The 25,411-nt window shown below is 74.0% G+C and carries 20 protein-coding genes and 3 tRNA genes; 10 read left to right on the forward strand and 13 right to left on the reverse strand.

All coding sequences use genetic code 11. From position 1 onward, the window contains the following. Positions 1 to 3 precede the first annotated feature (3 nt). Positions 4 to 4,998 (reverse strand): hybrid sensor histidine kinase/response regulator, encoded by a 4,995-nt coding sequence (locus ACZ63H_RS05675; protein ID WP_469862455.1) that lies wholly within the window; start codon positions 4,996 to 4,998, stop codon positions 4 to 6. 227 nt (positions 4,999 to 5,225) lie between these two features. Continuing rightward, complete coding sequence (locus tag ACZ63H_RS05680) at positions 5,226 to 5,729, reverse strand: SSI family serine proteinase inhibitor (protein WP_469862457.1); 504 nt, start codon at positions 5,727 to 5,729, stop codon at positions 5,226 to 5,228. Positions 5,730 to 5,894: 165 nt separating this feature from the next. Here ACZ63H_RS05680 and ACZ63H_RS05685 point away from each other — a divergent pair. Next, positions 5,895 to 5,985: transfer RNA gene (locus tag ACZ63H_RS05685), tRNA-Ser, on the forward strand. A gap of 195 nt (positions 5,986 to 6,180) precedes the next feature. After that, a tRNA-Arg gene (locus ACZ63H_RS05690) sits at positions 6,181 to 6,253 on the forward strand. Between the two features lie 116 nt (positions 6,254 to 6,369). On the opposite strand, the gene ACZ63H_RS05695 is transcribed toward ACZ63H_RS05690, so the two are convergent. Further along, a complete protein-coding gene (locus ACZ63H_RS05695; RefSeq protein WP_469862459.1) occupies positions 6,370 to 6,861 on the reverse strand; it encodes a MarR family winged helix-turn-helix transcriptional regulator in 492 nt (163 codons plus the stop codon). A gap of 111 nt (positions 6,862 to 6,972) precedes the next feature. Here ACZ63H_RS05695 and ACZ63H_RS05700 point away from each other — a divergent pair, with 111 nt between their 5' ends. The 7 genes from ACZ63H_RS05700 (at position 6,973) to ACZ63H_RS05730 (ending at position 16,223) form a co-directional block, all read left to right on the forward strand. After that, positions 6,973 to 7,845 carry a DUF2797 domain-containing protein gene (locus ACZ63H_RS05700; RefSeq protein WP_469862461.1) on the forward strand — a complete coding sequence of 291 codons (873 nt, stop codon included), beginning with the start codon at positions 6,973 to 6,975 and terminating at the stop codon, positions 7,843 to 7,845. 110 nt (positions 7,846 to 7,955) lie between these two features. Beyond that, positions 7,956 to 8,696: a response regulator transcription factor gene (locus tag ACZ63H_RS05705; RefSeq protein WP_358689112.1), complete on the forward strand. Its 741-nt coding sequence runs from the start codon at positions 7,956 to 7,958 to the stop codon at positions 8,694 to 8,696. Then, positions 8,693 to 10,315: an ATP-binding protein gene (locus ACZ63H_RS05710; protein WP_469862463.1), complete on the forward strand. Its 1,623-nt coding sequence runs from the start codon at positions 8,693 to 8,695 to the stop codon at positions 10,313 to 10,315. The genes ACZ63H_RS05705 and ACZ63H_RS05710 overlap by 4 nt, the downstream gene beginning before the upstream one ends. Before the next feature lie 14 nt (positions 10,316 to 10,329). Continuing rightward, positions 10,330 to 11,727, forward strand: coding sequence for a bifunctional glycosyltransferase family 2/GtrA family protein (locus ACZ63H_RS05715; protein WP_469862465.1), 1,398 nt, complete (start codon positions 10,330 to 10,332; stop codon positions 11,725 to 11,727). Further along, complete coding sequence (locus ACZ63H_RS05720; protein ID WP_469862467.1) at positions 11,724 to 13,886, forward strand: glycosyltransferase family 39 protein; 2,163 nt, start codon at positions 11,724 to 11,726, stop codon at positions 13,884 to 13,886. Before ACZ63H_RS05715 ends, ACZ63H_RS05720 begins: the two co-directional genes overlap by 4 nt. 61 nt (positions 13,887 to 13,947) lie before the next feature. Further along, entirely contained in the window at positions 13,948 to 15,333 is a 1,386-nt protein-coding gene (locus ACZ63H_RS05725; RefSeq protein ID WP_469862469.1) for an MFS transporter, read from the forward strand. Between the two features lie 131 nt (positions 15,334 to 15,464). Beyond that, entirely contained in the window at positions 15,465 to 16,223 is a 759-nt protein-coding gene (locus tag ACZ63H_RS05730) for a TetR/AcrR family transcriptional regulator (RefSeq protein ID WP_469862471.1), read from the forward strand. On the opposite strand, the gene ACZ63H_RS05735 is transcribed toward ACZ63H_RS05730, so the two are convergent. The 4 genes from ACZ63H_RS05735 to ACZ63H_RS05750 form a co-directional block, all read right to left on the reverse strand. Beyond that, entirely contained in the window at positions 16,224 to 16,694 is a 471-nt protein-coding gene (locus ACZ63H_RS05735) for a PPOX class F420-dependent oxidoreductase (RefSeq protein ID WP_469862473.1), read from the reverse strand. It abuts the gene before it with no gap. Positions 16,695 to 16,743: 49 nt separating this feature from the next. Next, entirely contained in the window at positions 16,744 to 17,565 is an 822-nt protein-coding gene (locus ACZ63H_RS05740) for a YceI family protein (protein WP_469862475.1), read from the reverse strand. A 103-nt stretch (positions 17,566 to 17,668) separates the two neighbouring features. Then, a complete protein-coding gene (locus ACZ63H_RS05745) occupies positions 17,669 to 20,143 on the reverse strand; it encodes an MFS transporter (RefSeq protein WP_469862477.1) in 2,475 nt (824 codons plus the stop codon). Positions 20,144 to 20,225: 82 nt separating this feature from the next. Then, positions 20,226 to 20,720, reverse strand: a complete 495-nt coding sequence (locus ACZ63H_RS05750; protein WP_467941012.1) for a MarR family winged helix-turn-helix transcriptional regulator — start codon at positions 20,718 to 20,720, stop codon at positions 20,226 to 20,228. Positions 20,721 to 20,925: 205 nt separating this feature from the next. Here ACZ63H_RS05750 and ACZ63H_RS05755 point away from each other — a divergent pair, with 205 nt between their 5' ends. Beyond that, positions 20,926 to 21,120: a hypothetical protein gene (locus tag ACZ63H_RS05755; RefSeq protein ID WP_467941011.1), complete on the forward strand. Its 195-nt coding sequence runs from the start codon at positions 20,926 to 20,928 to the stop codon at positions 21,118 to 21,120. 623 nt (positions 21,121 to 21,743) lie between these two features. On the opposite strand, the gene ACZ63H_RS05760 is transcribed toward ACZ63H_RS05755, so the two are convergent. The 6 genes from ACZ63H_RS05760 to tadA form a co-directional block, all read right to left on the reverse strand. Further along, complete coding sequence (locus ACZ63H_RS05760; protein ID WP_469862481.1) at positions 21,744 to 22,703, reverse strand: RNA polymerase sigma factor SigF; 960 nt, start codon at positions 22,701 to 22,703, stop codon at positions 21,744 to 21,746. Positions 22,704 to 23,072: 369 nt separating this feature from the next. Then, entirely contained in the window at positions 23,073 to 23,909 is an 837-nt protein-coding gene (locus ACZ63H_RS05765; protein ID WP_469862540.1) for an RNA polymerase sigma factor SigF, read from the reverse strand. 183 nt (positions 23,910 to 24,092) lie between these two features. Further along, the gene (locus ACZ63H_RS05770; RefSeq protein WP_467941008.1) at positions 24,093 to 24,386 is read right to left on the reverse strand and encodes a Dabb family protein; all 294 of its coding nucleotides are present in this window, start codon (positions 24,384 to 24,386) and stop codon (positions 24,093 to 24,095) included. Positions 24,387 to 24,395: 9 nt separating this feature from the next. Further along, positions 24,396 to 24,575 carry a hypothetical protein gene (locus ACZ63H_RS05775; RefSeq protein ID WP_344351499.1) on the reverse strand — a complete coding sequence of 60 codons (180 nt, stop codon included), beginning with the start codon at positions 24,573 to 24,575 and terminating at the stop codon, positions 24,396 to 24,398. 156 nt (positions 24,576 to 24,731) lie between these two features. Then, positions 24,732 to 24,816, reverse strand: a tRNA-Ser gene (locus tag ACZ63H_RS05780). A gap of 127 nt (positions 24,817 to 24,943) precedes the next feature. After that, on the reverse strand, positions 24,944 to 25,405 hold the full coding sequence (tadA, locus tag ACZ63H_RS05785; protein WP_469862483.1) for a tRNA adenosine(34) deaminase TadA: 462 nt from the start codon (positions 25,403 to 25,405) through the stop codon (positions 24,944 to 24,946). Positions 25,406 to 25,411 lie beyond the last annotated feature (6 nt).

The following is a 25,411-nucleotide window of genomic DNA, read 5'->3' on the forward strand; positions in this document are numbered from 1 at the left end:
CCGTCAGTTGGTGCCGATCCGGGCCAGCAGGTCGACGATCCGGCTCTGCACCTCGGTACTGGTGGACCGCTCGGCGAGGAAGAGCACCGTCTCGCCCGACGCCAGCCGGGGCAGGTCGGCCTGGTCGACGGCGGCGGTGTAGACGACCAGCGGCGTGCGGTTGAGCTGCCCGTTCGCGCGCAGCCAGTCCACGATCCCGGCCCGCCGGCGGTGCACCTGCATCAGGTCCATCACCACCAGGTTCGGCCGGAACTGTCCCGCCAGCGTCACCGCGTCGTTGTCGCTCGCGGCCCGCGCCACCTGCATGCCCCGCCGCTCCAGCGTCGAGGTCAGTGCCAGCGCGATCTCCGCGTGCTCCTCGACGAGCAGCACCCGCGGCGGATGCTGCTCGCTGTCCCGGGGGGCCAGCGCCTTCAGCAGGACGGCGGGATCGGCGCCGTACGCCGCCTCGCGCGACGCCTGGCCGAGTCCGGCCGTGACCAGCACCGGAACCTCGGCCGCCACGGCGGCCTGGCGCAGCGACTGCAGCGCCGTACGGGTGATGGGCCCGGTCAGCGGGTCCACGAACAGCGCGGCGGGGAAGGCCGCGATCTGGGCGTCGACCTCCTCGCGCGAGTGCACGATCACCGGCCGGTAGCCGCGGTCGCTGAGCGCCTGCTGGGTCGTCACGTCCGGCGCGGGCCACACCAGCAGCCGGCGCGGGTTGTCCAGCGGCTCCGGGGGCAGCTCGTCGTCCATCGGCTGCGGGCGCGGGGTGTCCGCCACCTCCACGGCCCCGCCGGGACCGTCCAGCGGCTCCGGTCCCTCGGCCGCGTCGGGCTCCGGGGCGCCGATGGCGTACGACCGCCCGGCCCCCTCGGTGCCCGGGGCCGGCCGTCCCGGCATGGGCGGCTGACCGGCCGGCGCGGGCTGCGGTGCCGGCGGACGGCCGCCGGGGGCCGGGTGCGCGGACAGCGCCTCGGACGCCGGGTGCGGCCGGGCGCCCTGGTCCGGTCCGGGCTCCTGGCGGGCGGCCGGGTCCGGGGGCGTGCCGAGCTTGCGCCTGCGGCCGGAACCGCCGGGCGCGTGCGGCGGCGGGGTCGCCGTCGGCTGCTGCGCCTGCGCGGCCTGCCGGGCGAACGGCACGCCCTGCCCGAGCGTCCGCACGGAGATCGCCCGGCCCTGCGTGGAGTCCGGGTCGACCGGTCCGCCGCCCACGGCTTCGGCGGGCAACGGCTGCGCGGCACGCGGCGGCTGACCGGGGAGCGGGGGCGCGACGGGTACGGCGGTCCCGGCGGGTCCGGTGGGCAGGGGAGTGCCCTGGGCCGGTGTGGCGGGTGCGGGTGCGGGTGCGGGTGCGCCGGGAGCCGGCAGCGGGGTTCCCGCGCCCGCGGTGTCACCGGCGCCCGGCCACTGCGGCGGGGCTCCGGTCGCGGCCTCGGCGGGCAACGGCAGCGGACCCGGGCCCGTCACCGGAGTACCGGCGGGGGGAGTGCCCGGTTGCACGGCGGCCGGGGTGCCCGGCTGCGCGGCCGGGGAGTGCGGCGCCCGGGCGGGCGTGCCCTGCGCGGGCATGCCGTGGGCGGGCGTGCCCTGGGCCGCAGCGGCCGAAGGCGGGGCCGCGGGCGCGGGAGGAGCGGGCCGATCGGCCGGCCCCCGGTCGGGTACGGGGGCACCGGGCACCGTGGCACCGGGGGCGACGGGGCCGCCCTGGACGGGGATGCCCTGTCCGATCGTGCCCTGTGGGGCCGGTCCGTGCGCGGCCGTGCCCTGCGCCGGAACGCCGGGTGCCTGGGCCGCCTGGGCCCCTTGGCCCGAAGCCGGCGGTGCGGCGGCGCTGCCCTGCGGCGCCCGGCCGGGAGCGTCCGGCACCGGAACGGCCCGCGACGCCGCCTGGCCGGGTACGGCGGCCCCCGGCGCCATCGCCTGGGCGGCCTCCGCGGGCCGGGCCACGGCCCGGCGCCGACGGCCGGTCGGCGCGCTGGTGGGGTGCGGCTGCGGCGGGGTGTGGTCCTCGGACTGGTCGAGCGGTACGGCGTCGTGCCGCCCCTCGGCACCCGGCAGCCCCGCGGCGGACATCGGCATCTGCGCGGGCACCTGCACCTGGCCGGGCAGCGGCCCGGCACCGGGCACGCGCGGCCGGCCGGCCCCGGCGGACCCGGCGCCCGGAGCGACGGGCGCACCGGCGGCCGGCGGAACGGGCGCACCGGCGTTCGGCGGCACCGGGGCAGCGGGGCCCGGCGGAACGGGGACGGCGGCGTCGGGGGGCACGGGCACACCGGTGTTCGGGGCCACGGGCGCGCCGGCGCTCGCACCGGCGCCCGGGGCCACGGGTACGGCCGTACCCGCGCCCGGCCCCGCCACGGCGGGGCCACCTGCCGGCGGGCCGCTCACCGGGGCCGGAATCGCGGCGGCCCCGTCGGTCCCGTGGGCCTGATCCGTCCCGAGGGACCCAGGGGTCCCCGGAGTCCGGTCGGCCTCGGCCGGCGGCAGGGCGAACACCGTGCGCGGGCCGCTCGCCTCCTGCGCCGCGGCACGCTCCGCCGCGGCGGCCAGCGCCCGCCGGCGCCGCCCGGACGGCTGCGCCGACTCGGCGTCGTCCGCCTGGCCGGCCTGGTCCGCGGCCGACGGCCCGCCCTGTGCCGGAACGGTCCGGGCACCCGGCGCGGATCCGCCGTCGGACCCCGCCGCGGGAAGGGCGGGCGGCAACGCGGCCTGCGGTGCGTCCGGCTCGTGACCGGGCCGCAGGCCCGTGCCCACGGGCACGCCCTGCGGCGGCACGGTGCCGCCCAGTCCCGTACCCGAGGCGGCGGCGCCCGCGCTCTGCTCGGCCGAGGTCACGACGGCGCCCTCGGTCACGCCCTTGCCCTCGCCCGTACCGGCGTCGGCGCCCTCGGCCGCCCGCGCCCGGCGCCGCCCGGTCCCGCCGGACGCGTTCTCCGCGTCCTCGGCCGGGACCGCGGCGCCCTGCCCGGCGGACGCGACGGCCCGCCGCCGGCGCCGGCCGGTCGGGGCCGGCGCCTCGAACTCACCGGTGTCCCCGGCACCGGCCAGGTCGCTCTCCAGGAAGGCGTCCGTGGAGGACCGCCGGGCCCGCCGCCGGCCGCCCCCGCCGCCCTGCTCGCCCGCGCCGGTCTCGTCCCCGGCGACCTCGCCGGCCTCCGGCAGCGCGATGCCGGCGCCCGGCATCGGCGCACCGGCGCCGACCGCCGGGAGCGGGGCCCCGGCAGCGGCGTCCGGGAGCGGGACACGCGCGACGATCTCCGGCATCGGCCCGCCGGCCGGGGCGACGGCCGGGTCCGGGACCTGCGCGGCGACCGCGCCCGCCCCGCCGCCGAGCGGCACCTCCAGGACGTACGCGCTGCCGCTCATGCCCGGCACCTCGTGCGTCTGGAGCACGCCGCCGTGGGCACGCACGATCCCGCGCACGATCGGCTCGTGCACCGGGTCTCCCCCGGCGTACGGCCCGCGCACCTCGATCCGCGCGACCTCGCCGCGCTGGGCGGCGGCGACCACGACGGTGTTGTCCAGGTAGCCGCCCGCCGACACGGGCGTGTTGCCGGTGGCGTCGACCCCGGCGACATCCGCCACGAGATGCGCGAGGGCGACGGCGAGCCGCCGCGGGTCGACCTCGGCCTCGATGGGCGGCGCGTGCACGGCGAACTGCACCCGCCCCGGCCCGATCAGCTCCACGGCCCCGTCCACACCGGCGGCGACGACGGCGTCCAGCATCACCTTCGTACGGGTGATGTCCTCGCTGCCCGCGTCCAGCCGCTGGTAGCCGAGGACGTTGTCGATCAGGGTGGTGATCCGGGAGTACCCGGCGGACAGGTGGTGCAGCACCTGGTTGGCCTCGGGCCACAGCTGGCCGGCGTCGTCGGCCGCCAGCGCGGACAGCTCGCGCCGCAACTCGTCCAGCGGACCGCGCAGCGACCGGCCCAGCAGGGTCAGCAACTGCTCGTGCCGCCCGGAGAGGGCCTCGTAGCGGTCCTTCTCCCGCTCGGCGAGCGCCGCGTACCGGTCCTCGTCGGCCGCCAGCTCCTCCGCGTGCTTCTCGACCAGTCCCTCGACCTCGGTGGCGTGCTTCTCGCGCAGCTCCTCGACCTCGGTCACGTGCTGCTGGCGCAGCGCGGTCAGGTCGGAGGCGTGTTCCTCGGAGAGCCGCTCCAGCTCCTCGGCGTGCGCCTTCTCCAGCGCGGCCTTCTCCTCCACCACGGCGTCGTACGGCCGCCGGTCGGTGAAGGTCATCACGGCGCCGACGAGCTGGTCCCCGTCCCGTACCGGCGCGGTGGTCAGGTCGACCGGGACCTGCCGGTCGCCCTTGGACCACAGCACCTGGCCGCGCACCCGGTGCTTGCGCCCGGAGCGCAGGGTGTCGGCCAGCGGCGACTCCTCGTACGGGAAGGGGGAGCCGTCGGCGCGCGAGTGCAGCACGAGGGTGTGCAGCTCCTTACCGCCCAGCTCACCGGCCCGGTACCCCAGAATCTGGGCGGCGGCCGGGTTGACCAGCACGATCCGCCCGTCGGTGTCGGTGCCCACGACACCTTCCGAGGCCGCCCGCAGGATCATCTCGGTCTGCCGCTGCGAGCGGGCCAGCTCCGCCTCGGTGTCGACGGTCCCGGACAGGTCCCGGACCACGATCATCAACAGCTCGTCGCCGGTGTAGCCGTAACCGTCGTACGCCTGCTGCCCGTTCTCCAGGTTCGCGCTGGTGACCTCGACCGGGAACTCCGTCCCGTCGGTCCGCCGCGCGACCATCCGGGTGGGCTTGGTCCGCCCCCGGGGGTCCATGTGGCTGGGCCGCCGCATCGAGCCGGGGATGAGCCGCGAGTCGAACTGCGGCAGCAGATCGAGCAGCCCGCGGCCCACGAGAGCCGTGCCGGGCGTCTCGAAGGCCTCCAGCGCGATGGTGTTGGCGTTGACGACGGTTCCGTTGGCGTTGACCAGGACCAACGCGTCCGGCAGCGCGTCGAGTATGGCTGCGAGGCGAGCAGCGCCTCGGGATGGCCTGCTGCTCACGAGACGCCTTCCTCCCTGTTACCGCACCTTGCCGACCGTTCGGGCCATCTTGCCAAGGGGCCCGCGACGTGTCACGCGAGGGAGTCTAAGGGCACGGGTCGTCCTCGCGGCGCCGGACGACGGGGAGGTACCACCAGGAAGTGACGGCGAACGCGTGACCGATGCCCCTGCTCCGCGACACCTCCCCGGGTCCTTCACGGAACCGGTGCGCCCGGCGGGCCCGCAGGTCACCCGTGCCGTCCGTCGCCCGGCTGGCCGCTCCGGGCGGGGTCGCCGATCCTCGGCAGGAGGGGCACCAGGCGGTCCCAGCGGGCGATCCGGCACCCGTCGCCGCGGTCGTACGAAGCGTTCACCGGGCGTCCGGCCCAGGTGCCGGTGATCCGGGCGGTGGCCGGACCGCCGTGGAGCTGGGTGCAGAGGGTGCCGGGGGCCACGGGGGCGAAGGGGTCCCGGCCCCACCGCGTCTGCGAGTCGACCGCCCGGCAGGCGCCGGCGACGTCCGGGTGCCGGCCGGACTCCGGGTGGCAGCGGATCCGGTACGTCCCGTCCCGCCCGGGGCCGGCGTGCCGGACCACGACGGTGAGGTGATCACCCCCGTCCTCGGGCCGGACGGGCGGCGGCATGGCGCCGGACGCGGCGGCGGGGACGGCGAGGAGCGGGACGAGGCAGGCGGCGGTGGCGAGGGCCGCGAGGAGGCGGCGGCGCCCGGTGACCGGCAGGACGGAACTCATGCCCTGTCCAACGCCCCACCGGCCGAGACGTTGCGCCGCGTCACCGGGAAGCCCTTTGCCCTGCGGCCCGACTGCCTAGTACCGTGGGGGGCGATTGGTGACAGGGCACCTGCCTGTGTCATCATCTGCACGCACCACTCGCGCGCTCGCGTGGGCGGTTGTGCTGGAGGCGTCGCCTAGTCCGGTCTATGGCGCCGCACTGCTAATGCGGTTTGGGCCTTAAAGCCCATCGAGGGTTCAAATCCCTCCGCCTCCGCTCCCACCGAAGCCCCGGTCCTCAGGACCGGGGCTTCGTCGTTACCTCTGCCCGATCGGCGTCCGCCGGACGTTTCCGCAGGTCACAAGGGGTGTGGGGACCGGATTTCACATGACGGCGGCAGTCATGTAATGTTCTTCCTGTCGCCGCGAGCGGGCCGAAAGGACCGGGACCGGGGGCAAAACAAAAAAACAAGCACTCGTAGCTTAACGGATAGAGCATCTGACTACGGATCAGAAGGTTGCAGGTTCGAATCCTGCCGAGTGCACACAGGTGAGAGGCCCCGGAGAAATCCGGGGCCTCTTGCGTTTCGGGGGCGTACAGCAGCGGAGTACAGCGACCGCATGGGCCGGCGTCGGCCCGTGGCATCGGACAGCCGCGGTGTCAGCAGTCCTCGTCCGGGGCGTTGCGGTTGAGTTTTTCCAGGTATTCGTGGGCCAGGGCCGTGGTGCGGGTGAAGCAGTCGGTGACGAGGGCCAGTTGCTCCGGGGAGTAGTCCGCGAGGAGGGCCGTCAGGCGCTGGGTGTGGCCCGCGTACACCGTTCGTACGCGGGTGATCGCCTCCGGGACGGCCGCCACGCGGATCCGGCGGCGGTCCGTGGGGTCCGGGCGGCGGGTGACGTAGCCGGCGCGTTCCAGGCGGTTGAGGATGCCGGTCACCGCGCCCGTGGTGACGTGCGCGCGGGCCGCGAGGTCGCCCGCCGTGAGCAGGGCGTCGCCCGCCTCCAGGACGAAGGTGAAGCAGGCCAGGTCGGTGACGGTCAGGCCCAGCCGCCGGGCCAGCTCCTGCTGTCCGATGAGGTGGGCGGCGATGAGGTGGTCCATCGCCGACAGCGCTTGGGCCGGAGTGGCGGGCTCGATCGGCGTGCCGTGCATCTTCGGGAGTCCTCGGGGGTGGGAGTTTCGGTTCGTTCGCTTAGCCGGTTTCGTATCGCTTAGCCGGTAAGGAAAGCATGGTGTCAGACCCGGCGTTTACCCTCGCCGGTGATGGCACAGGTCTGGAAATGCGCGGGGCTCCGCTGGTCGGTGGACGGGCCGGTACTGGTGTGGGGCGGTGGGCGGCGCAGCGCGCTGGCCCGGGGGAAGCGGATCGCCTTCGCCGTGCCGGAGGGGGCCGTGCGGGCGTGTGCCGGAGCGCGGGGGAACGGCTGTCCGGTGCGGGCCCTCGTGCCGGGGCGGAGCACGGGCGGCCGGTGCGAGGAGTGCGCGCGGCTGGAGCGGGCGCACTCGGTGGCCGCCGACACGATCGCGGACGACCCCCGGCCGTACCGGGTGTACCTGGCCTGGTTCGGGCCCGGAAGGGTGAAGGCCGGCATCACCGCCGTGGAGCGGGGACCGGCCCGGCTGCTGGAACAGGGTGCCGTCTGTTTCAGCTGGCTCGGCACGGGTCCGCTGATGGCCGCGCGGCGCACCGAGGAAGTCCTGCGGGCCGCGCTGCGCGTGCCGGACCGGGTGCCGTACTCCGAGAAGCGGGCGGTGCGGGCCGCGCTGCCGCGGTCGGAGGCGGAGCGCGCCGCCGAGGTCCGGGAGCTGCACGCGCGGGCCCTCGCGCTTCCCGGGTGGCCCCAGACGCTGCGGCCCGAGCCCTGCCGGGTCGTCGATCACCTCGGCGTCTTCGGGCTCGCCGGCGCCCCGGAGGCGTTCGGTGAGGTCACGGAGCTGGTGCCGGGCGGGGCCGTGCGCGGCGAGCTGGTCGCGGTCGCCGGGCCCGATCTCCAGCTGGCCGTCGGCGGGCGTGGAGCCGTCGTCCTGGACAGCCGGTTGTTGACGGGGTGGGAGCTGGTGCCGGCCGCACCGGCGGCGGATGGGTGCGCCTTCCCCGTCCGGGAGTTCGGCAGGGAGCCGGACGGGCTGTTCTGAGCGGCGAGGCACCGCCGGCATCCGGCCCCGGCACGGTCCTCGGGCGTTTCTCAGAGAAATCACAGACTCTGGAAAGCGTCTTCTCAGAGCCCCCCGCCAGGGTGTCCGCCATGACCACGACCTCGCCCCAGGGGCGCACCGAACTGCTGAGGCCGGACGGGAGCCCCGTCCGCGTGCTGGTGGTGGACGACGAGCTGTCGATCACCGAACTGCTGAGCATGGCCCTTCGCTACGAGGGCTGGCAGATCAGGAGCGCGGGCGACGGCCAGGGGGCGATCCAGGCGGCCCGCGAGTTCCGGCCCGACGCCGTCGTGCTCGACATGATGCTCCCGGACATGGACGGCCTGTCCGTGCTCGGCCGGCTGCGGCGCGAACTGCCGGACGTGCCCGTGCTCTTCCTCACCGCCAAGGACGCGGTGGAGGACCGGATCGCCGGGCTCACCGCGGGCGGCGACGACTACGTCACCAAGCCCTTCAGCCTGGAGGAGGTCGTCGCCCGGCTGCGCGGGCTGATCCGCCGGTCGGGAGCCGCCGACCGGCGCTCCGACTCCGTGCTCGTCGTGGGCGACCTGACCCTGGACGAGGACAGCCACGAGGTCTCGCGGGGCGGTGAGTCGATCCACCTCACCGCCACCGAGTTCGAGCTGCTGCGCTTCCTCATGCGCAACCCCCGGCGGGTGCTCAGCAAGGCGCAGATCCTGGACCGCGTGTGGTCGTACGACTTCGGCGGCCAGGCCAACGTCGTCGAGCTGTACATCTCGTACCTGCGGCGGAAGATCGACGCCGGCCGCGAGCCGATGATCCACACCCGGCGGGGGGCCGGTTACCTGATCAAGCCCGCCGCGTCGTGAGCGGGCGGCGCCGGCCGCGACCGCGGCGGGGACAGCCGCGCACCCTGCGCACGCGGCTCGTCGTGGCGTCCGTGACGCTGATCGCGGTGGTGTGCGCGGTCATCGGCACGGTCACCACGCTGGCGCTGCGCTCGCACCTGTACGAGCAGCTGGACGGCAAGGTCACCGAGATCGCCATGCGCGGGGTCGGGCACCTGGAGCCCGGCGGCGCCGGACCGGGGCCGCCCCGGATGCCGGACGCCTCCACCCCGGGCACGAAGGTGGAGGACCTGCTGACGAAGGGGCCCACCCCGTTCGGGGCCGTCGCCGCCTATGTGCGCGGCTCCTCGGTCACCGGCGCCGCCGTCGCCCGGCAGCAGAACGACGACAACGGCTTCTTCAAGCGGTCGCGGGCCGACGGCCTGACCGCCGCGCAGAAGACGGCGCTGCGCACCGTGCCGCGGGACGGCGCCGCGCACGCCGTGCGGCTCCCCGGCCTCGGCGGGTACCTCGTGAAGTACAGGGCGAGCCAGGACGGGAGCGACGCCTTCTACGTCGGGCTCCCCACCAAGGACACCGACGACAACATCAACACGCTCGTCCTGGTCGAGATCAGCGTCACCGCCGCCGGCCTCGTCGCCGCCGCCATCGCCGGCTACGTCCTCGTCGGCGTCGCCACCCGCCCCCTGCGCAAGGTCGCCGCCACCGCTTCCCGGGTCTCCGAACTGCCGCTGCACACCGGCGAGGTGATCCTCAGCGAGCGGGTCCCGGAGGCGGAGTGCGACCCGCACACCGAGGTGGGCCGGGTCGGTGCCGCGCTCAACCGGATGCTCGACCACGTGCACGGCGCCCTGCACGCCCGGCAGCGCAGCGAGACGCGGGTACGGCAGTTCGTGGCCGACGCCAGCCACGAGCTGCGCACCCCGCTCGCCTCCATCCGCGGGTACGCCGAACTCACCCGGCGCGGCCGCGAGGAGATCGGGCCCGACACCCGGCACGCCCTCGGCCGGATCGAGTCCGAGGCCGGGCGGATGACCCTGCTCGTGGAGGACCTGCTGCTGCTCGCCCGGCTCGACGCCGGCCGGCCGCTCTGCTTCGAGCCCACCGATCTGGTCCCGCTGGTCGTCGACACGGTCAGCGACTCCCGCGCGGCGGGCATGGACCACACCTGGCGGCTGGACCTGCCCGACGCGCCGGTCCCGGTCTCCGCGGACCCGGCCCGGATCCAGCAGGTGCTGGTCAACCTGCTGGGCAACGCCCGCAAGCACACCCCGCCCGGTACGACCGTCACCGCGCGGGTGCGCCGGCACGGGCCGTGGGCGTTCGTGGACGTGGAGGACGACGGGCCGGGCATCCCGGCCGGGCTGCTGCCGCACGTCTTCGAGCGCTTCGCGCGGGGCGACTCCGCGCGCACCCGCGCCACCGGCTCCACCGGCCTCGGGCTCGCCATCGTGCAGGCCGTGACCGCCGCGCACGGGGGCACCGTGACCGTGGACAGCGGGCCCGGCCGCACCGTGTTCACCCTGCGGCTGCCCGCCCCCGCCCTTTCGGACGCCGCCGGACCGGTGCCGGGAACCGGCCGGTCACCGCACTCACAGCCGCAGCACAGCGCCACCACACGGGCGCGACAGGGGGCCTGAGAAGAGTCGGTGCCATGCGAACCGACTCTTCTCCCGGCACCCTGCCGGCGCGGGAGCACCTCCCGGCCACAGACGCCGGTACGCCTGTCCTGGACGTAGTGATCCCCGTCTACAACGAGGAGAAGGACCTCGAGCCGTGCGTCCGCCGGCTGCACGCGCACCTCACGCGCACCTTCCCGTACGCGTTCCGCATCACCGTCGCGGACAACGCCTCCACCGACTCCACCCCGCTGGTGGCGGCGCGGCTGGCGGCCGAGTTCCCCGAGGCGGAGACCGTACGGCTGGAGCTGAAGGGGCGGGGGCGGGCGCTGCGGACCGTGTGGTCGGCCTCCGACGCCCCGGTCCTCGCCTACATGGACGTCGACCTGTCCACCGACCTCAACGCCCTGCTGCCGCTGGTGGCGCCGCTGATCTCGGGCCACTCCGACCTGGCGATCGGCTCCCGGCTGGCCCGCGCCTCCCGGGTCGTACGCGGCCCCAAGCGGGAGTTCGTCAGCCGGGCCTACAACCTGATCCTGCGCGGTTCGCTCCAGGCCCGCTTCTCGGACGCGCAGTGCGGCTTCAAGGCGATCCGCCGGGAGGTGGCCCAGGTGCTGCTGCCGCTGGTGGAGGACACCGGCTGGTTCTTCGACACCGAGCTGCTGGTGCTCGCCGAGCGGGCGGGCCTCAGGATCCACGAGGTGCCGGTCGACTGGGTCGACGACCCCGACTCCACCGTGCACATCGTCAAGACGGCCACCGACGACCTCAAGGGCGTGTGGCGCGTCGGCAGGGCGCTGGCCACCGGGTCACTGCCGCTGGACCGGCTGGCCCGGCCCTTCGGCGACGACCCGCGCGACCGCGAACTGACGGACGTGCCGCACGGGCTGGCCCGCCAGCTCGTCGGCTTCTGCGTGGTCGGCGGCCTGTCCACCCTCTTCTACCTGCTGCTGTACAGCGCCTTCCGGCAGATGGCCGGCCCGCAGACCGCCAACGCGCTCGCGCTGCTCGTCTCCGCCGTGGCGAACACGGCCGCCAACCGCCGGCTGACCTTCGGGGTGCGCGGGCGGGGCGGGGCGGTCCGGCACCAGGCACAGGGCCTGGTCGTCTTCGGCATCGGCCTGGCCCTGACCAGCGGCTCGCTCGCCGCCCTGGACGTGGCCGGCGACAGCCCGGCGCACTCCACCGAACTGGCGGTGCTCATCGCCGCCAACCTCGCGGCGACCGTGCTGCGGTTCCTGCTCTTCCGCGCCTGGGTCTTCCCGGACCGTACGGAGACCGGCCGGGCCGCGGTGACCGCCGTGCCCGCCCCGCCCCCGTACGGCCGGCCGTACCGGGCCGCCGCCCACCTCCACGCCGGCGAGACAGCGGACGCCCTCCCGCGGCCGCGGCCGGTGCGCCCGCACGACACCGAACCGGGGGACGCCCGATGACCACCCACTACGATCCGCCGACGACCGCGCCCGGCGGGCCGGCCGTGGCCGGGCCGGCCGCCGGGCCCGGACGGCCGTTCCCGGGCCGGCTGTGGCGCGGCCGGCCCGAGGACCCCCGCTGGGCGCGCCCCGCGCTGCTGGTCCTGCTGGCCGCCACCCTCCTGCTCTACCTGTACGGCCTCGGCGCCTCCGGCTACGCCAACTCCTTCTACTCGGCGGCCGTCCAGGCGGGCAGCAGGTCCTGGAAGGCGTTCTTCTTCGGGTCGCTGGACGCGGGCAACGCCATCACCGTCGACAAGCCGCCGGCCGCGCTGTGGCCGATGGCGCTGTCCGTGCGCCTGTTCGGCCTGAACTCCTGGGCGATCCTGGCGCCCGAGGTGCTGATGGGCGTGGCGACCGTCGCCGTCGTGTACGCGGCCGTGCGCCGCCGGTTCAGCCCGGTGGCCGGCCTGGTCGCGGGCGTGGTGCTCGCGCTCACCCCGGTCGCGGCGCTGATGTTCCGGTTCAACAACCCGGACGCGCTGCTGGCCCTGCTGATGTCGGTGGCCTGCTACCTCGTCGTCCGGGCCCTGGAGGACGGCCGTACGAAGTGGCTGGTGTGGGCCGGGGCCGCGATCGGGTTCGCGTTCCTCGCCAAGACGCTCCAGGCGTTCCTGATCCTGCCGGCGCTGGCGGTCGTCTACGCGGTGTGCGCGCCGGTGGCCGTGCGGAAGCGCTTCGCGCAGCTGGCCGCGGCGACGCTCGCGCTGGTCGTCTCGGGCGGCTGGTGGGTCGCGGTGGTCGAGCTGTGGCCGGCCTCCTCCCGCCCGTACATCGGCGGCTCGCAGCACGACAGCTTCCTGGAGCTGACCTTCGGCTACAACGGTCTCGGCCGCCTGAACGGCGAGGAGACCGGCAGCGTCGGCGGCGGTGGCGGGCCGGGTGGCGGCGGCATGTGGGGCGAGACCGGCTGGAACCGGATGTTCGACTCGGAGACCGGCGGCCAGATCTCCTGGCTGCTGCCCGCCGCGCTGATCCTCCTCGCGGCCGGCCTGGTCGCCACGCGCGGGGCCCGCAGGGCCTCGGTCACCCGTGCCTCGTTCCTGGTCTGGGGCGGCTCGCTGCTGACGACCATGGTGGTGTTCAGCTACATGGCGGGCATCTTCCACCAGTACTACACGGTGGCCCTCGCCCCCTACCTCGCGGCCGTCACCGGCATGGGCGCCGGGCTGCTGTGGGAGCGGCGGCGCGAGGGGTGGGCGGGCGTCGCGCTCGCCGCGTCCCTCGTCGCGGCGGCGGCCTGGGGTTACGTCCTGCTGCACCGCACGCCCGACTATCTGCCCTGGCTGAGGTGGCTGGTGCTGGTCGGCGGGCTGGCCGCGGCGCTCGGCCTGGTCTTCGCCGGCCGGCTCCTCGGTCGCCTCGCCCTCGCGACGGCGGCCGTGGGCCTCGTGGCCGCGCTGGCCGGACCGGCCGCGTACACCCTCAGCACCGTCCGGCAGGGCCACACGGGTTCGATCGTCACGGCGGGCCCGGCGGGCGCGAGCGTGATGGGCGGCCGGGGCGGCGGCCCGGGCGGCGCGCCCGGCGGCGGCTTCGGCGACGGCGCGCCCGGTCAGGGGCGGCCCGGGCAGCAGAACCGGCAGGGTCGGCCGGGCGGGACCGGCGGGCAGGGCAACGGCTTCCCGGGCGGCGGCTTCCCCGGCGGCATGCCGGGCCAGGGCCAGCGGAACGGCAACGGGAACGGGCAGAACCTGCCGGACGGCAACGGTCTTCCCGGCGGCGGGACCGGCGAGGGACGCACGGGCGGCATCGGCGGCCTGCTGAACGGCGCGAGCGTGTCGGCCGAGGCCAGGAGGCTGCTGGAGCAGGACGCCGGGTCGTACACCTGGGTGGCGGCCTCCATCGGCTCGCAGAACGCGGCCGGTTACCAGCTCGCCACGGGCGACCCGGTGATGGCGATCGGCGGCTTCAACGGCACCGACCCCTCCCCGACGCTCGCCGAGTTCCAGAAGTATGTCGCGGACGGCAGGATCCACTACTTCATCGCGGGCGGCGGCATGGGCGGCGGCGACAGCGGCACCGCCTCCCGGATCAGCTCGTGGGTGCAGGGCACCTTCGAGAAGGTGACGGTGGGCTCGACGACGTTCTACGACCTCACGCGGAAGGCGGACGGCTGAGGCCGGAAGCCGACCGGAAAATATGGTGTACACCGTATAGCGCGGCTATACGGTGTACGGCATGTCCACACCGCAAGGCCATCCCCAGCGCTGGCTGATCCTCGGCGTCATCTGTCTCGCGCAGCTCACCGTGCTGCTCGACAACACCGTCCTGAACGTGGCCATCCCCTCCCTCACCCGCGAGCTGCACGCGACGACGTCCGACATCCAATGGATGATCAACGCGTACTCCCTGGTCCAGTCCGGTCTGCTGCTCACCGCGGGCAGCGCCGCCGACCGCTACGGCCGCAAGAAGATGCTGATCACCGGGCTCGTCCTGTTCGGCGCCGGCTCGCTCGTGGCCGGGCTCGCCGGCAGCACCGCCCAGCTGATCGGCGCGCGGGCCGGCATGGGCATCGGCGGCGCGCTGCTGATGACCACCACGCTGGCCGTGGCGATGCAGATCTTCACCCCCGCGGAGCAGCCGAAGGCGATCGGCATCTGGAGCGCGGTCAACGCGCTCGGCTTCGCCGGCGGCCCGCTGATCGGCGGCTTCGTGCTCGACCACTTCTGGTGGGGCGCCATCTTCCTGATCAACCTGCCGGTCGCCGCACTGGCCGTGGTCGCGGTGGTGATCCTCGTCCCCGAGTCGAAGAACCCGCGCGGCGACCGCCCCGACCTGATCGGCGCGGTGCTGTCCACCGTCGGCATGGCCTCGCTCGTCTACGCGATCATCTCCGGCCCCGGCCACGGCTGGACCTCGGCGCGGGTGCTGGTCACGGCGGCCGTCGCGGTGCTGGTGCTGGGCGCCTTCGCCTGGTGGGAGAGCCGGGCCGACGAGCCGATGCTCGACGTCCACTTCTTCCGGGACCGGCGGTTCACGGGCGCGGTCGCCGGAGCCGTGCTCATCGTCTTCGGCATGGGCGGGGCGCTGTTCCTGCTGACGCAGCACCTCCAGTTCGTCCTCGGTTACGAGCCGCTGGAGGCCGGTCTGCGGACCGCCCCGCTGGCGCTGACGGTGGTGGTGCTCAACTTCAGCGGGCTGTCCGCGAAGTGGTCGGCGCGGCTGGGCACGCCGGCGTCGATCGCGCTGGGGATGGTGTGCATGTCCGCGGGCCTGGTGTCGATCGCGGAGGTGGACTCCGGCGGTTACGCGGGGACGCTGCTCGGGCTGCTGCTGATCGGCGCGGGCTGCGCGGTGGCGAACCCGGCGATGGCACACGCCATCATGAGCGCGATCCCGCCGGAGAAGGCCGGTGTCGGAGCCGGGATCAACGGCACGCTGGCCGAGTTCGGCAACGGGCTCGGTGTGGCCGTCCTCGGTGCCGTGCTCAGCTCGTCCGTGTCCGCCGGGGAGTCGTTGTCCGCCGGGCTGGGTACCGGGCAGTTGGTCGGGGCGGTCGCCGTGCTGGTCGGCGGGTTCGTGGCGGCGGGGCTGCTGCGGCGCGCGGAGCGGGTGTCCGCCTGATGGCCCGGGGACGTCGTGGCTGGTCACGCCCGCGCGGCGGCGGTCGCACCACGACCCGGCCCCGCGCCGTTCCGGGCCGGCCGCGGTCCTAGCATCGTGGCAAGCGATCCGAGTACGAGGAAGGTGCGCCGGTGACGAAGGCGGCAGGTCGGTCGGCGCGGGACAGTGTCTGGCGGGAGCGCGGGGCCCGGCGCGGGGGACGCGGCGGGCAGCCCTCCGGGCTCGACCGGGAGCGGATCACCGGGGCGTCGGTGCGGCTGCTGGACGCCGAGGGGCTCGCCGGGTTCTCCATGCGCCGGCTGGCGGCCGAGCTGAACGTCACCGCGATGTCCCTGTACTGGTACGTCGACACCAAGGACGACCTGCTGGAACTCGCCCTGGACGCCGTCTTCGCCGAGCTGCGGCTGCCCGATCCGGACGACACCGGCGAGGACTGGCGGGAGCAGCTGCGGAAACTGGCCGCCGCCTACCGGGAGCTGCTGGTCCGCCATCCCTGGCTGTCGCCGCTGGCCGGTCGCTACCTCAACATCGGTCCGAACTCGCTCGCGTTCTCCCGCGCGGTGCAGCGGGTCGTCCGCCGGGCCGGGCTGCCCGCGCACGGGGTGACCGGGGCGATCTCGGCCGTCTTCCAGTTCGTCTACGGCTACGGCACGATCGAGAGCCACTTCCTCACCCGGATCGCGGACACCGGGCTGTCCCCGGAGGAGTACTTCGAGCAGGCCATGTCCCTGGTGGACGAGGTCCCGGGGACCGCCGAGATCATCCGGGAGTCCAAGGACATCATGGCGGCGCGCGGCGGCGACACGGTGGCCGAGATGCTGGACCGCGACTTCACCTTCGCCCTGGACCTGCTGATCGCCGGCATCGAGGCGATGGTGGCCCGGGGCTGACTACCCCTCCTGGACCAGCCGCGCCGGAAACCCGCCGGTCGCCACCGGCCCCCACCGCTCGGGGGTCACCCGGATGACGGACTTGCCCTGCTTGAGCATCGCCGCCCTGTACTCGTCCCAGTCGGGGTGTTCGCCGGCGATGTTGCGGTAGTACTCGACGAGGGGTTCGACGGAGTCCGGGGCGTCGACGACCTCGGCCGTGCCGTCGATCTGGACCCAGGGGCCGTTCCAGTCGTCGCTGAGGACGACCAGGCTGACCCGGTCGTCGCGCTTGGCGTTGCGGGTCTTGGCCCGCTCCGGGTAGGTGGACATCACGATCCGTCCGGAGTCGTCCACCCCGCAGGTCAGCGGGGACGCCTGCGGGGAGCCGTCGGAGCGGCGGGTGATCAGCAGGGCACGGTGCCGGGACCGTACGAAGTCGAGCAGTTCGGCCTGCGATACCCGGGTGTTCGTAGCGATGTTCGGTGCCATGGGGGCAGCCTAGGGGCAACGGGTGCCCCCGTGGCTGACCCTGCCGTTCCTACGCCTGGGGGAGCGAGTCGCCCTGCACGGCCTGGATGTCCAGCTCCACCTTCAGGGTGGTGCCGATGGCGGCGATGCCCGCCTGGAGGACCTGGTTGTAGTTCATCGCGAAGTCCTCGCGGCGCAGTTCGGCGGTGGCCCGGAACGCGGCGCGGGTGCCGCCCCAGGGGTCGGCGCCGGTGCCGAGGTAGGCGAGGTCCAGGTCCACCGGTCGTACGACGCCGTGCAGGGACAGTTCGCCGTGCACCGTCCAGCGGTCGGAGCCGGCCTGGTCCAGGCCCGTCGAACGGTAGGTGATCTCCGGGTGCCGCTCGACGTCCAGGAAGTCGGCGGAGCGCAGGTGCGTGTCGCGCATGCCGTTGCCGGTGTCGACGGAGGCCGCCCGGATCACCGCCTCCACGCGGGACTTGGCGATGTCGTCGGGGGCGATCTCGATCGTGCCGCCGAACTCCGTGAACCGGCCGTGCACGCTGGAGATGCCCAGGTGCTGGGCGACCGCGGCGACGGAGGAGTGCGCCGGGTCGATGGTCCACGGTCCGGGCGGCGGCAGCTCGGTACCGCCCTGCCGGGCCAGCGTGACCGTGCCGACCTCGGCCCGGCCGCTCGCGGTGACGATCGCGGAGGAGGCCGCGGGCGCGTAGCCGACGGCCGTCACGATCACGGTGTACGCCCCCGGCGCCAGCTCGGTGGCGTCCCGGACGGCACCCTCGTGATCCGCCTCGGCGCGCAGCACCTGCGCACCGGTCATGTCGGTCACCGTGACGACCGCGTGCGACACGGCCCACCCGTCCCGCGTACGGATCTTCGCGGTCAGTCCCATCCCGTTTCTCCCTGAAAAAGGCTCAAAAATTGTTCGTACGAGACCGGCCCGCGGCGGGCGCGCCCTCCGCTCAGGACGCGCGCCGCCACGGGCCGGGGTGTGCCTACTCGCCGGGGTGGGCGAGTTCGATGTCGTGGCCGTCCACACCGGGGCCGGTCACGGTCAGCGCGGTGGCCACCGGCGGGTAACCGGTCGCGATGACGGTGTACTCGCCGCCGTCCAGGTCGGTGAAGGCGTACGCCCCGTCCGTCCCGGTGGTGGCGGTGCCGACCACGTTGCCCGCCTGGTCGACCAGGGTGACCCGGGCGTCGGCCAGCGGGCCGTGCGGGGCCCGGACGACACCCTGGAGCCGGGCGCCGGCGTCCAGGTCGACCTCGACCCGGGTGACGCCGGTGGCGCCGACCTCGACGGGCAGGGCACGCGGCCGGAAGCCGCTCGCGTTGACCGCGACGGTCACCGTGCCGGGCACCAGGTCGGTGAGGGCGAAGTCGCCCTGCTCGCCGGTGGCGGCGGTGGCCAGCAGGTCACCGCGCACGTCGGTGACGATCACCATCGCGTCCTTGACCGGCAGCGCGCTCCCGGCGGCCCGGACCACACCGGTCAGCCCGCTGGTGCCGCTGAGCAGGATGTCGTACGCCACCGGCTCCTCGCCCACCACGATGGTGGAGGCCTGCGGCTGGTAGCCGTCGGCGGAGGCGATCAGGACGTAGCTGCCGGTGCCCGGGGCGTCGAGCGCGTAGGAACCGTCGGCCTGGGCGACCGAGCGGCCCAGCTGGCGGCCGGACAGCGAGATCAGGGTGACCGCGGCCTGCGCGACCGGGGCGCTCTCGGCGCCGCGGACGAAGCCGTGCACCGGGGTGCCGCCCTGGCCGGCGCCGGATTCGGCGACCGTGGCGACGGCCGCCATGGGCCGGGTGTCGGCGGCGGTGCCGCCGGACGCGGCCGGGACGGCCTGGGCGACCGCGGCCGGGACCGGGGCGGGAGCCGCGGCGGCCTGGGCGGCGGTCTGGGCCTGGGCGGCGGCCGTGGCCTCGGCGGCGGCCGGGGTGTCGCCGTCGGCGGACTGCGCGAGCGCGCCCTTGGTCTTCAGCGGGACCTCCTTGATGAACAGCGTGATCAGGAAGGCGACGGCGGCGAGGCAGCCGGCGATGAAGAAGACGTCGGCGATGCCGTGGCCGTAGGCGCTCTCCATCAGCGTCCGGATGGGCGCCGGGAGCTTGTCCATGTCCGGGATGCTGTCGGTCGAGCCGGAGCTGCCGGCCAGCGCGGCCTGGGACTTCGCGTCCAGCGCGGAGACGCCGTCCTTGACGTAGTGGGTGATCCGGCGGGACATCACGGCACCGAGCGCGGAGACGCCGACCGCACCGCCGAGGGAGCGGAAGAAGGTGACCGTGGAGCTGGCCGAGCCGAGGTCGGAGGGCGCCACCTGGTTCTGCGTGGCGAGCACCAGGTTCTGCATCATCATGCCGATGCCGAGACCCAGCAGGGCCATGAAGACGGCCATCTTCCAGTAGTCCGTGTCGTACCGGATGCCACCGAGCAGCAGCAGGCCGGCCGTGACCAGCACGCCACCGCTGACCAGCCAGGCCTTCCAGCGGCCGGTGCGGGTGATGAACTGGCCCGAGACGGTCGAGGAGACGAACAGGCCGCCGATCATCGGGATGGTCATGACGCCCGACATGGTCGGGGACTTGTCGCGGGCCAGCTGGAAGTACTGGCTGAAGAACACGGTGCCGGTGAACATCGCGATGCCGACGAACAGCGAGGCGAGCGACGCCAGCGTGATCGTGCGGTTCTTGAACAGGCGCAGCGGGATGATCGGTTCGCTCGCCTTGGACTCCGCGAGCACGAACAGCGCGCCGAGGACGATGGAACCGCCGACCATCGCGTAGGTCTGCCAGGACAGCCAGTCGTACTTGTCACCGGCGAAGGTGACCCAGACCAGCAGCAGGGAGACGGCGGCGGCGATCAGGGTGGCGCCACCCCAGTCGACCTTGACCTGGCGCTTGACCACGGGCAGGTGCAGGGTCTTCTGCAGCACGATCAGCGCGAGGATCGCGAAGGGCACACCGACGTAGAAGCACCAGCGCCAGCCCAGCCAGGAGGTGTCGGTGATGACGCCGCCGAGCAGCGGGCCGCCGACGGTGGCGACGGCGAAGGTGGCGCCGAGGTAGCCGGAGTACCGGCCGCGCTCGCGCGGGGAGATCATCGCCGCCATCACGATCTGCGCCAGGGCGGACAGACCGCCGACGCCGATGCCCTGGAACACCCGGAAGGTGATGAGCATGCCGGGGTTCTGCGACAGGCCGGCCGCCATGGAGGCGACCACGTAGATGACGAGGGCTATCTGGACGAGAGCCTTCTTGCTGTACAGGTCGGCGAGCTTGCCCCACAGGGGAGTGGCCGCGGTCATCGACAGCAGGGCGGCCGTGACCACCCAGGTGTAGGCGGACTGGCCGCCGCCGAGGTCTCCGATGATCTCCGGCAGGGCGTTGGAGACGATCGTGGACGACAGGATCGCCACGAACATGCCGAGCAGCAGCCCGGACAGGGCCTCCATGATCTGCCGGTGCGTCATCGGGGCGTCGCCTGGGCCTCCCCCGTGCTTGGCGTGAGCCCGCACACCGGCTGGTGTGGTCGTTGCCATGGGCTTCCTTTTCTTACGTGCTTGCGGGTGTACGGGTGGTCTCTTCGATTACGGGGGCGGGGAGCCGGACCGGTGCGGACCGGCAGTCTCCGAAGGAGTCGCGCAGCCGCGTCATCAGCCGGATCAGCTGGCCGACCTCGTCGTCGGTCCAGTCCGCCAGCCGCTCGGCGAGCAGATGCGTGGTCCGCCGGGACAGCTCGTCGAGCTGCTCCAGGCCCTCCGGGGTCAGGCGCAGGATGCGCGACCGCTTGTCCGCCGGGTCCGGGAGCCGCTCGATCCAGCCGCGTGCGGCCACGTGCGCGACGTGCCGGCTGGTGACCGACATGTCCACGGCGAGCAGTTCCGCGAGCTTGCTCATGCGCATGTCGCCGTGGCGGCCGAGCAGGGTCAGCACGGCGGCCGAGCCGGCCGGGCAGTCGGGCGGCAGGATCCGCCCCATGTCCCGTTTCACGGCTCCGACGGCACTGAGCTGACGCGCCAGCTCTTCAAACTGCGCCCGCTCGGCCATCACACCTCCCGTATTCGTTGCTTGGGGCAACCATAGGACTGTTTGGTTGCTGAAGGCAAACAATCATGGGGTCGTCGGCGCAAAAACTTGGCAAAGGCAAGTATTGCGAACGTAAATGTGCAGGTGGCTGCGGGTGGGGTGTCCCCGTCTGTCCCGAAGGCCCCGCGGTTGGGCCGGTCGCCTGGATTCGCTAGGGTCTCGGGGCATGGCTAACACCCAGGGCCCCCAGGGCAATTACGACCCCGCAGGCAGCACCCAGATGTTCCGCGCCTTCGTCGACGAGGCGCCCCAGGGGCGTCAGCAGCAGGCGGCCTCCTCCGGCCCCCGGGTCGGTCTGATCATCGGCGTCGTCGTGGCGCTCGTCGTGGTGGCCGGCGTCGCCTGGCTGGCGCTGAAGTAGCCGAAGCAGGGGGCGGTCCCCGCGGGGCGCGGCCCCGTGGGGCTCGGTCCCGGAACGAACCGCCACCGTCCCGGAGTCGCGCGAGGCGGCGGTCGCCTTCCGGCACCGGCGCCGGTCCATGCCCGCGCCCTCACCAGCTTCCCCCGGCGGGGGTCGTACGGCCGGGCGAGGCGGTCGGCGGGGGTGGGGTACACGAGGTGCCGACGCGGCCGGTGACGGCGATGCCGTCGTACGGCCGTCCTGCCCGCCGCCGGGTTCCGGGGGCCGGAGCCGTGCCGCGCGTGTTCGCCGTGCCCTGGGGAGCCGGCGCGGCCGTGCCCGTACGGCCGTGGACGCCTGTGCGTCCGTCAAGGTCCTGAGGTCCGCCGGGATTCCGGTCCGCCCGGGGCCTGCTCTCCGCTCGCCCCGCCCGTCGGCGGGCTCGTCCAGCGGTGCGCGCGGCACCGGATCCGTCGGCGTCGCGCCGCGGCCGTCGGTCCGCCGCGGCCCGCGCCGACCCCGGTGGGACCGCCGCCCGCTCCGTCGCCCCCGCGGGCGGCACCCGCTCAGGGCGACGGCCGCCGAGGCCGCCGTGGCGGCGACCCGGCGGCCGCGTGTCCATCGGGAGAGGCGGGCGGGGGGCCTCAGTCCGAGATCAGGCCCTCGCGGAGCTGGGCCAGCGTGCGGGTCAGCAGCCGGGAGACGTGCATCTGGGAGATGCCGACCTCCTCGCCGATCTGCGACTGCGTCATGTTGGCGAAGAAGCGCAGCATGATGATCCGGCGCTCGCGCGGCGGGAGTTTGGCCAGCAGGGGCTTGAGGGACTCGCGGTACTCCACGCCCTCCAGGGCCGTGTCCTCGTAGCCGAGCCGGTCGGCCAGGGAGCCCTCGCCGCCGTCGTCCTCGGGGGCCGGCGAGTCGAGGGAGGAGGCGGTGTAGGCGTTGCCGACCGCGAGGCCGTCGACCACGTCCTCCTCGGACACGCCGAGCACGGCGGCCAGTTCGGTGACCGTGGGGGAGCGGTCCAGCTTCTGCGACAGCTCGTCGCTGGCCTTGGTGAGCGCCAGGCGCAGTTCCTGGAGCCGCCGCGGGACCCGCACGGACCAGGAGGTGTCCCGGAAGAACCGCTTGATCTCGCCGACCACGGTGGGCATCGCGAACGTCGGGAACTCCACGCCCCGCTCGCAGTCGAACCGGTCGATCGCCTTGATCAGGCCGATGGTGCCGACCTGGACGATGTCCTCCATCGGCTCGTTGCGGGAGCGGAAGCGGGCCGCCGCGTACCGGACCAGCGGGAGGTTCAGCTCGATCAGGGTGTCCCGGACGTACGCCCGCTCGGGGCTGTCCTGCTCCAGCGCGGCCAGACGCAGGAACAGCGACCGGGACAGGGTGCGGGTGTCGATGTTCGCCGCGGCCTGCGGGGCCGGGAGCGTTTCGACGGACGGGTCGGCGGCCTGGGCCGGCACGGTGTCGAGGGCCGGCACGGCGTCGAGGGCCGTGACACCCTCGAAGCCGTCGAGGACGTCGAGAGCGTCGAGCTCCTTGGGCGCTGCCTCGCACTTCGTCGGCGTCAGCACCTTCGAGCTGCCCTGGTCTGCGGACATGCCACCCCCTTTGGGTCGCGGGACGGTCGCGGCGGCGCCGTCGTCGAGCAACGCAGCCTTCACCTGAATACCGGAGCCGGAGCCACGGCAAACGCGCTTCCCGCAGAATGTCACATGTCGGCAACGCTCTGTACCGACATGTCGACACGGGAGTGGTGAATCGCCCCTGCACGGAAGGGGTCTGACGGGGTTTCGGGCCGTGTTTGCCGGCATCCGCCCTGGTGAGCGATTCGCTCGCGCCGGTTACCGATCGATCGGGTATGCGATGCAGTGCCATGAGGGTCGTGCTTCCGTGCGCCCGCCGTGCGCCAGGCCGACCCCCGGCGTGCTCCGGGCCGGTGCCGGTGGTGTCCGCGTACCGTTCGTGGGTTACGCGTCGATCCGGTTCGCGGAGCGCAGCCGCTGGAAGCTGCGCGCGAGCAGCCGGGAGACGTGCATCTGGGAGACACCGAGCTCGGCGCTGATCTGGGACTGGGTGAGGTTGCTGTAGTAGCGCAGCAGCAGGATGCGCTGCTCCCGCTCGGGGAGCTGGACGAGGAGATGGCGGACCAGGTCGCGGTGTTCGACGCCGTCCAGGGCCGGGTCCTCGTAGCCGATCCGGTCCAGCAGGCCGGGCAGTCCGTCGCCCTCCTGGGCGGCCTCCAGCGAGGTGGCGTGGTAGGAGCGCCCCGCCTCGATGCAGCTGAGCACCTCCTCCTCGCTGATCCGCAGCCGGTCGGCGATCTCGGCGGTGGTCGGCGAGCGGCCGTAGAGCGTGGTCAGGTCCTCGGTCGCGCTGTTGACCTGCACCCACAGCTCGTGCAGCCGGCGCGGGACGTGGACGGTGCGGACGTTGTCCCGGAAGTAGCGCTTGATCTCGCCGACCACGGTGGGCATGGCGAAGGTCGGGAACTGCACGCCCCGGTCCGGGTCGAACCGGTCGATGGCGTTGATCAGGCCGATGGTGCCGACCTGGACGACGTCCTCCATCGGCTCGTTGCGGGAACGGAAGCGGGCGGCGGCATAGCGTACGAGCGGGAGGTTCGCCTCGATCAGCGCTCCCCGCACCCGGTTGTGCTCCGGCGTGCCGGGGGTCAGCTGCTGGAGTTCGGTGAAGAGCACCTGGGTCAGGGCGCGGGTGTCCGCGCCACGACGCTTCGCGGGGGCCGACGGGGTCGGGGACGCCGCCTCGTCCTGAGGGGGCGCAGTACTGGCCGACACGGTCAACGCCACCTCTTCGTCCGTCAATCATCCGTCAAAAGCGGTCATAGCATCACAAGACATGTGCACGGTGTGCAAGCACCCGATAACACCGTGTTGCCGTCCGTTACCGACAAGTTGACGGGCGTACGGCCATGCGAAAGCCCCCCGCCGAATCGGATCGGCGGGGGGCTCGCGGGTGTCCGGGGCTCAGAACTCGTAGTCGGCGATCACCCAGGTGGCGAACTCCCGCCACTGCGCGCCGGCCGCCTGGTGGGCCGGGTGCTCCAGGTAGCGCTTGAGGGCGTCGGCGTCGTCCACGGCCGAGTTGATCGCGAAGTCGTAGGCGATGGGACGGTCGCTGATGTTCCAGGCGCACTCCCAGAACCGCAGCTCCTCGATCTGCCCGCCGAGGGCCCGGAATGCCTCGACGCCTGCCACGACCCGCGGATCGTCGCGCTCGACGCCCTCGTTGAGCCGGAAGAGGACCAGATGGCGGATCATGGGGGTACCTCAGCTCTTTCCTCCGTTGGCGGCCCAGGTCATGAAGTCCCCGACGGCCCCGGCCGCGTCCGATATGCCTTCGAAGCCTATCTGGACGTAGTCGGCCGCCTTGGCCGGGTCCGTGATGATCACGTACAGCGCGAAGACCACCAGGACGTACACGGCGATCTTCTTGACGTTCACCGCCACCACGGCCTCCCTGTGCCGGGCCCCGAGGCCCCCCTGTTGCCGGCCGTGAGTGTAACGTCCGGGCTTCGCGCGCCGGGGCGACAGCCCGCCGGGGCACGCCCGTTGTGAGCCGGAACACGCGAAGGGCCCCGCCTCTCGGCGGGGCCCTTCGACAAGCGGTAGCGGAGGGATTTGAACCCTCGGTGACTTGCGCCACACTCGCTTTCGAGGCGAGCTCCTTCGGCCGCTCGGACACGCTACCGAGGGAGACCTTACAGCACGGGGAGGCGTGGTTCGAAATCGATGGCCGCGGTGCCCGGTGACCGTGCCCGGCGCTCCGGTCGGCCGCCGCGCGGGCGCTCCGCGGGCGGTCCCGCCGGCAGTCCCTGTCAGCGGTCCCGGAAGAACTCCCTGAGCGGCCGGGCGCACTCCGCCTCGAGGACGCCGGCGATGACCTCCGGGCGGTGGTTGAGCCGCCGGTCGCGCACCACGTCCCACAGGGAGCCGGCCGCGCCCGCCTTGTCGTCCCGGGCGCCGTAGACCACCCGGTCCACCCGGGACTGGACGAGCGCGCCCGCGCACATCGTGCAGGGTTCCAGGGTCACCACGAGCGTGCAGCCGGTCAGCCGCCACTCGCGGATCCGCCCTCCGGCGTCCGCCGCCCCGTTCAGGGTGGCCGCCGCCCGCCGCAGGGCGAGGATCTCCGCGTGGGCCGTGGGATCGCCGGTGGCCTCACGCTCGTTGTGCCCGGAGCCGAGCACCGTCGTACCGTCCGGGGACAGCACGACGGCGCCGACCGGGACGTCGCCGCCCCGGGCGGCCAGGCCGGCCTGGTCCAGGGCGAGCCGCATCGCGGC

This window comes from Streptomyces sp. NPDC104831 (assembly GCF_055583025.1).

Excerpts from the sequence above, each read along its gene's own strand:
- ACZ63H_RS05760 (WP_469862481.1), bottom strand. The coding sequence starts at position 22,703 with ATGTCCGCAGACCAGGGCAGCTCGAAGGTGCTGACGCCGACGAAGTGC.
- tadA (WP_469862483.1), bottom strand. The coding sequence starts at position 25,405 with ATGCGGCTCGCCCTGGACCAGGCCGGCCTGGCCGCCCGGGGCGGCGAC.
- ACZ63H_RS05680 (WP_469862457.1), bottom strand. The coding sequence starts at position 5,729 with ATGAGTTCCGTCCTGCCGGTCACCGGGCGCCGCCGCCTCCTCGCGGCC.
- ACZ63H_RS05750 (WP_467941012.1), bottom strand. The coding sequence starts at position 20,720 with ATGGCCGAGCGGGCGCAGTTTGAAGAGCTGGCGCGTCAGCTCAGTGCC.
- ACZ63H_RS05735 (WP_469862473.1), bottom strand. The coding sequence starts at position 16,694 with ATGGCACCGAACATCGCTACGAACACCCGGGTATCGCAGGCCGAACTG.
- ACZ63H_RS05755 (WP_467941011.1), top strand. The coding sequence starts at position 20,926 with ATGGCTAACACCCAGGGCCCCCAGGGCAATTACGACCCCGCAGGCAGC.
- ACZ63H_RS05745 (WP_469862477.1), bottom strand. The coding sequence starts at position 20,143 with ATGACGCACCGGCAGATCATGGAGGCCCTGTCCGGGCTGCTGCTCGGC.
- ACZ63H_RS05770 (WP_467941008.1), bottom strand. The coding sequence starts at position 24,386 with ATGATCCGCCATCTGGTCCTCTTCCGGCTCAACGAGGGCGTCGAGCGC.
- ACZ63H_RS05715 (WP_469862465.1), top strand. The coding sequence starts at position 10,330 with ATGCGAACCGACTCTTCTCCCGGCACCCTGCCGGCGCGGGAGCACCTC.
- ACZ63H_RS05740 (WP_469862475.1), bottom strand. The coding sequence starts at position 17,565 with ATGGGACTGACCGCGAAGATCCGTACGCGGGACGGGTGGGCCGTGTCG.
- ACZ63H_RS05720 (WP_469862467.1), top strand. The coding sequence starts at position 11,724 with ATGACCACCCACTACGATCCGCCGACGACCGCGCCCGGCGGGCCGGCC.
- ACZ63H_RS05700 (WP_469862461.1), top strand. The coding sequence starts at position 6,973 with ATGGCACAGGTCTGGAAATGCGCGGGGCTCCGCTGGTCGGTGGACGGG.
- ACZ63H_RS05695 (WP_469862459.1), bottom strand. The coding sequence starts at position 6,861 with ATGCACGGCACGCCGATCGAGCCCGCCACTCCGGCCCAAGCGCTGTCG.
- ACZ63H_RS05705 (WP_358689112.1), top strand. The coding sequence starts at position 7,956 with ATGACCACGACCTCGCCCCAGGGGCGCACCGAACTGCTGAGGCCGGAC.
- ACZ63H_RS05725 (WP_469862469.1), top strand. The coding sequence starts at position 13,948 with ATGTCCACACCGCAAGGCCATCCCCAGCGCTGGCTGATCCTCGGCGTC.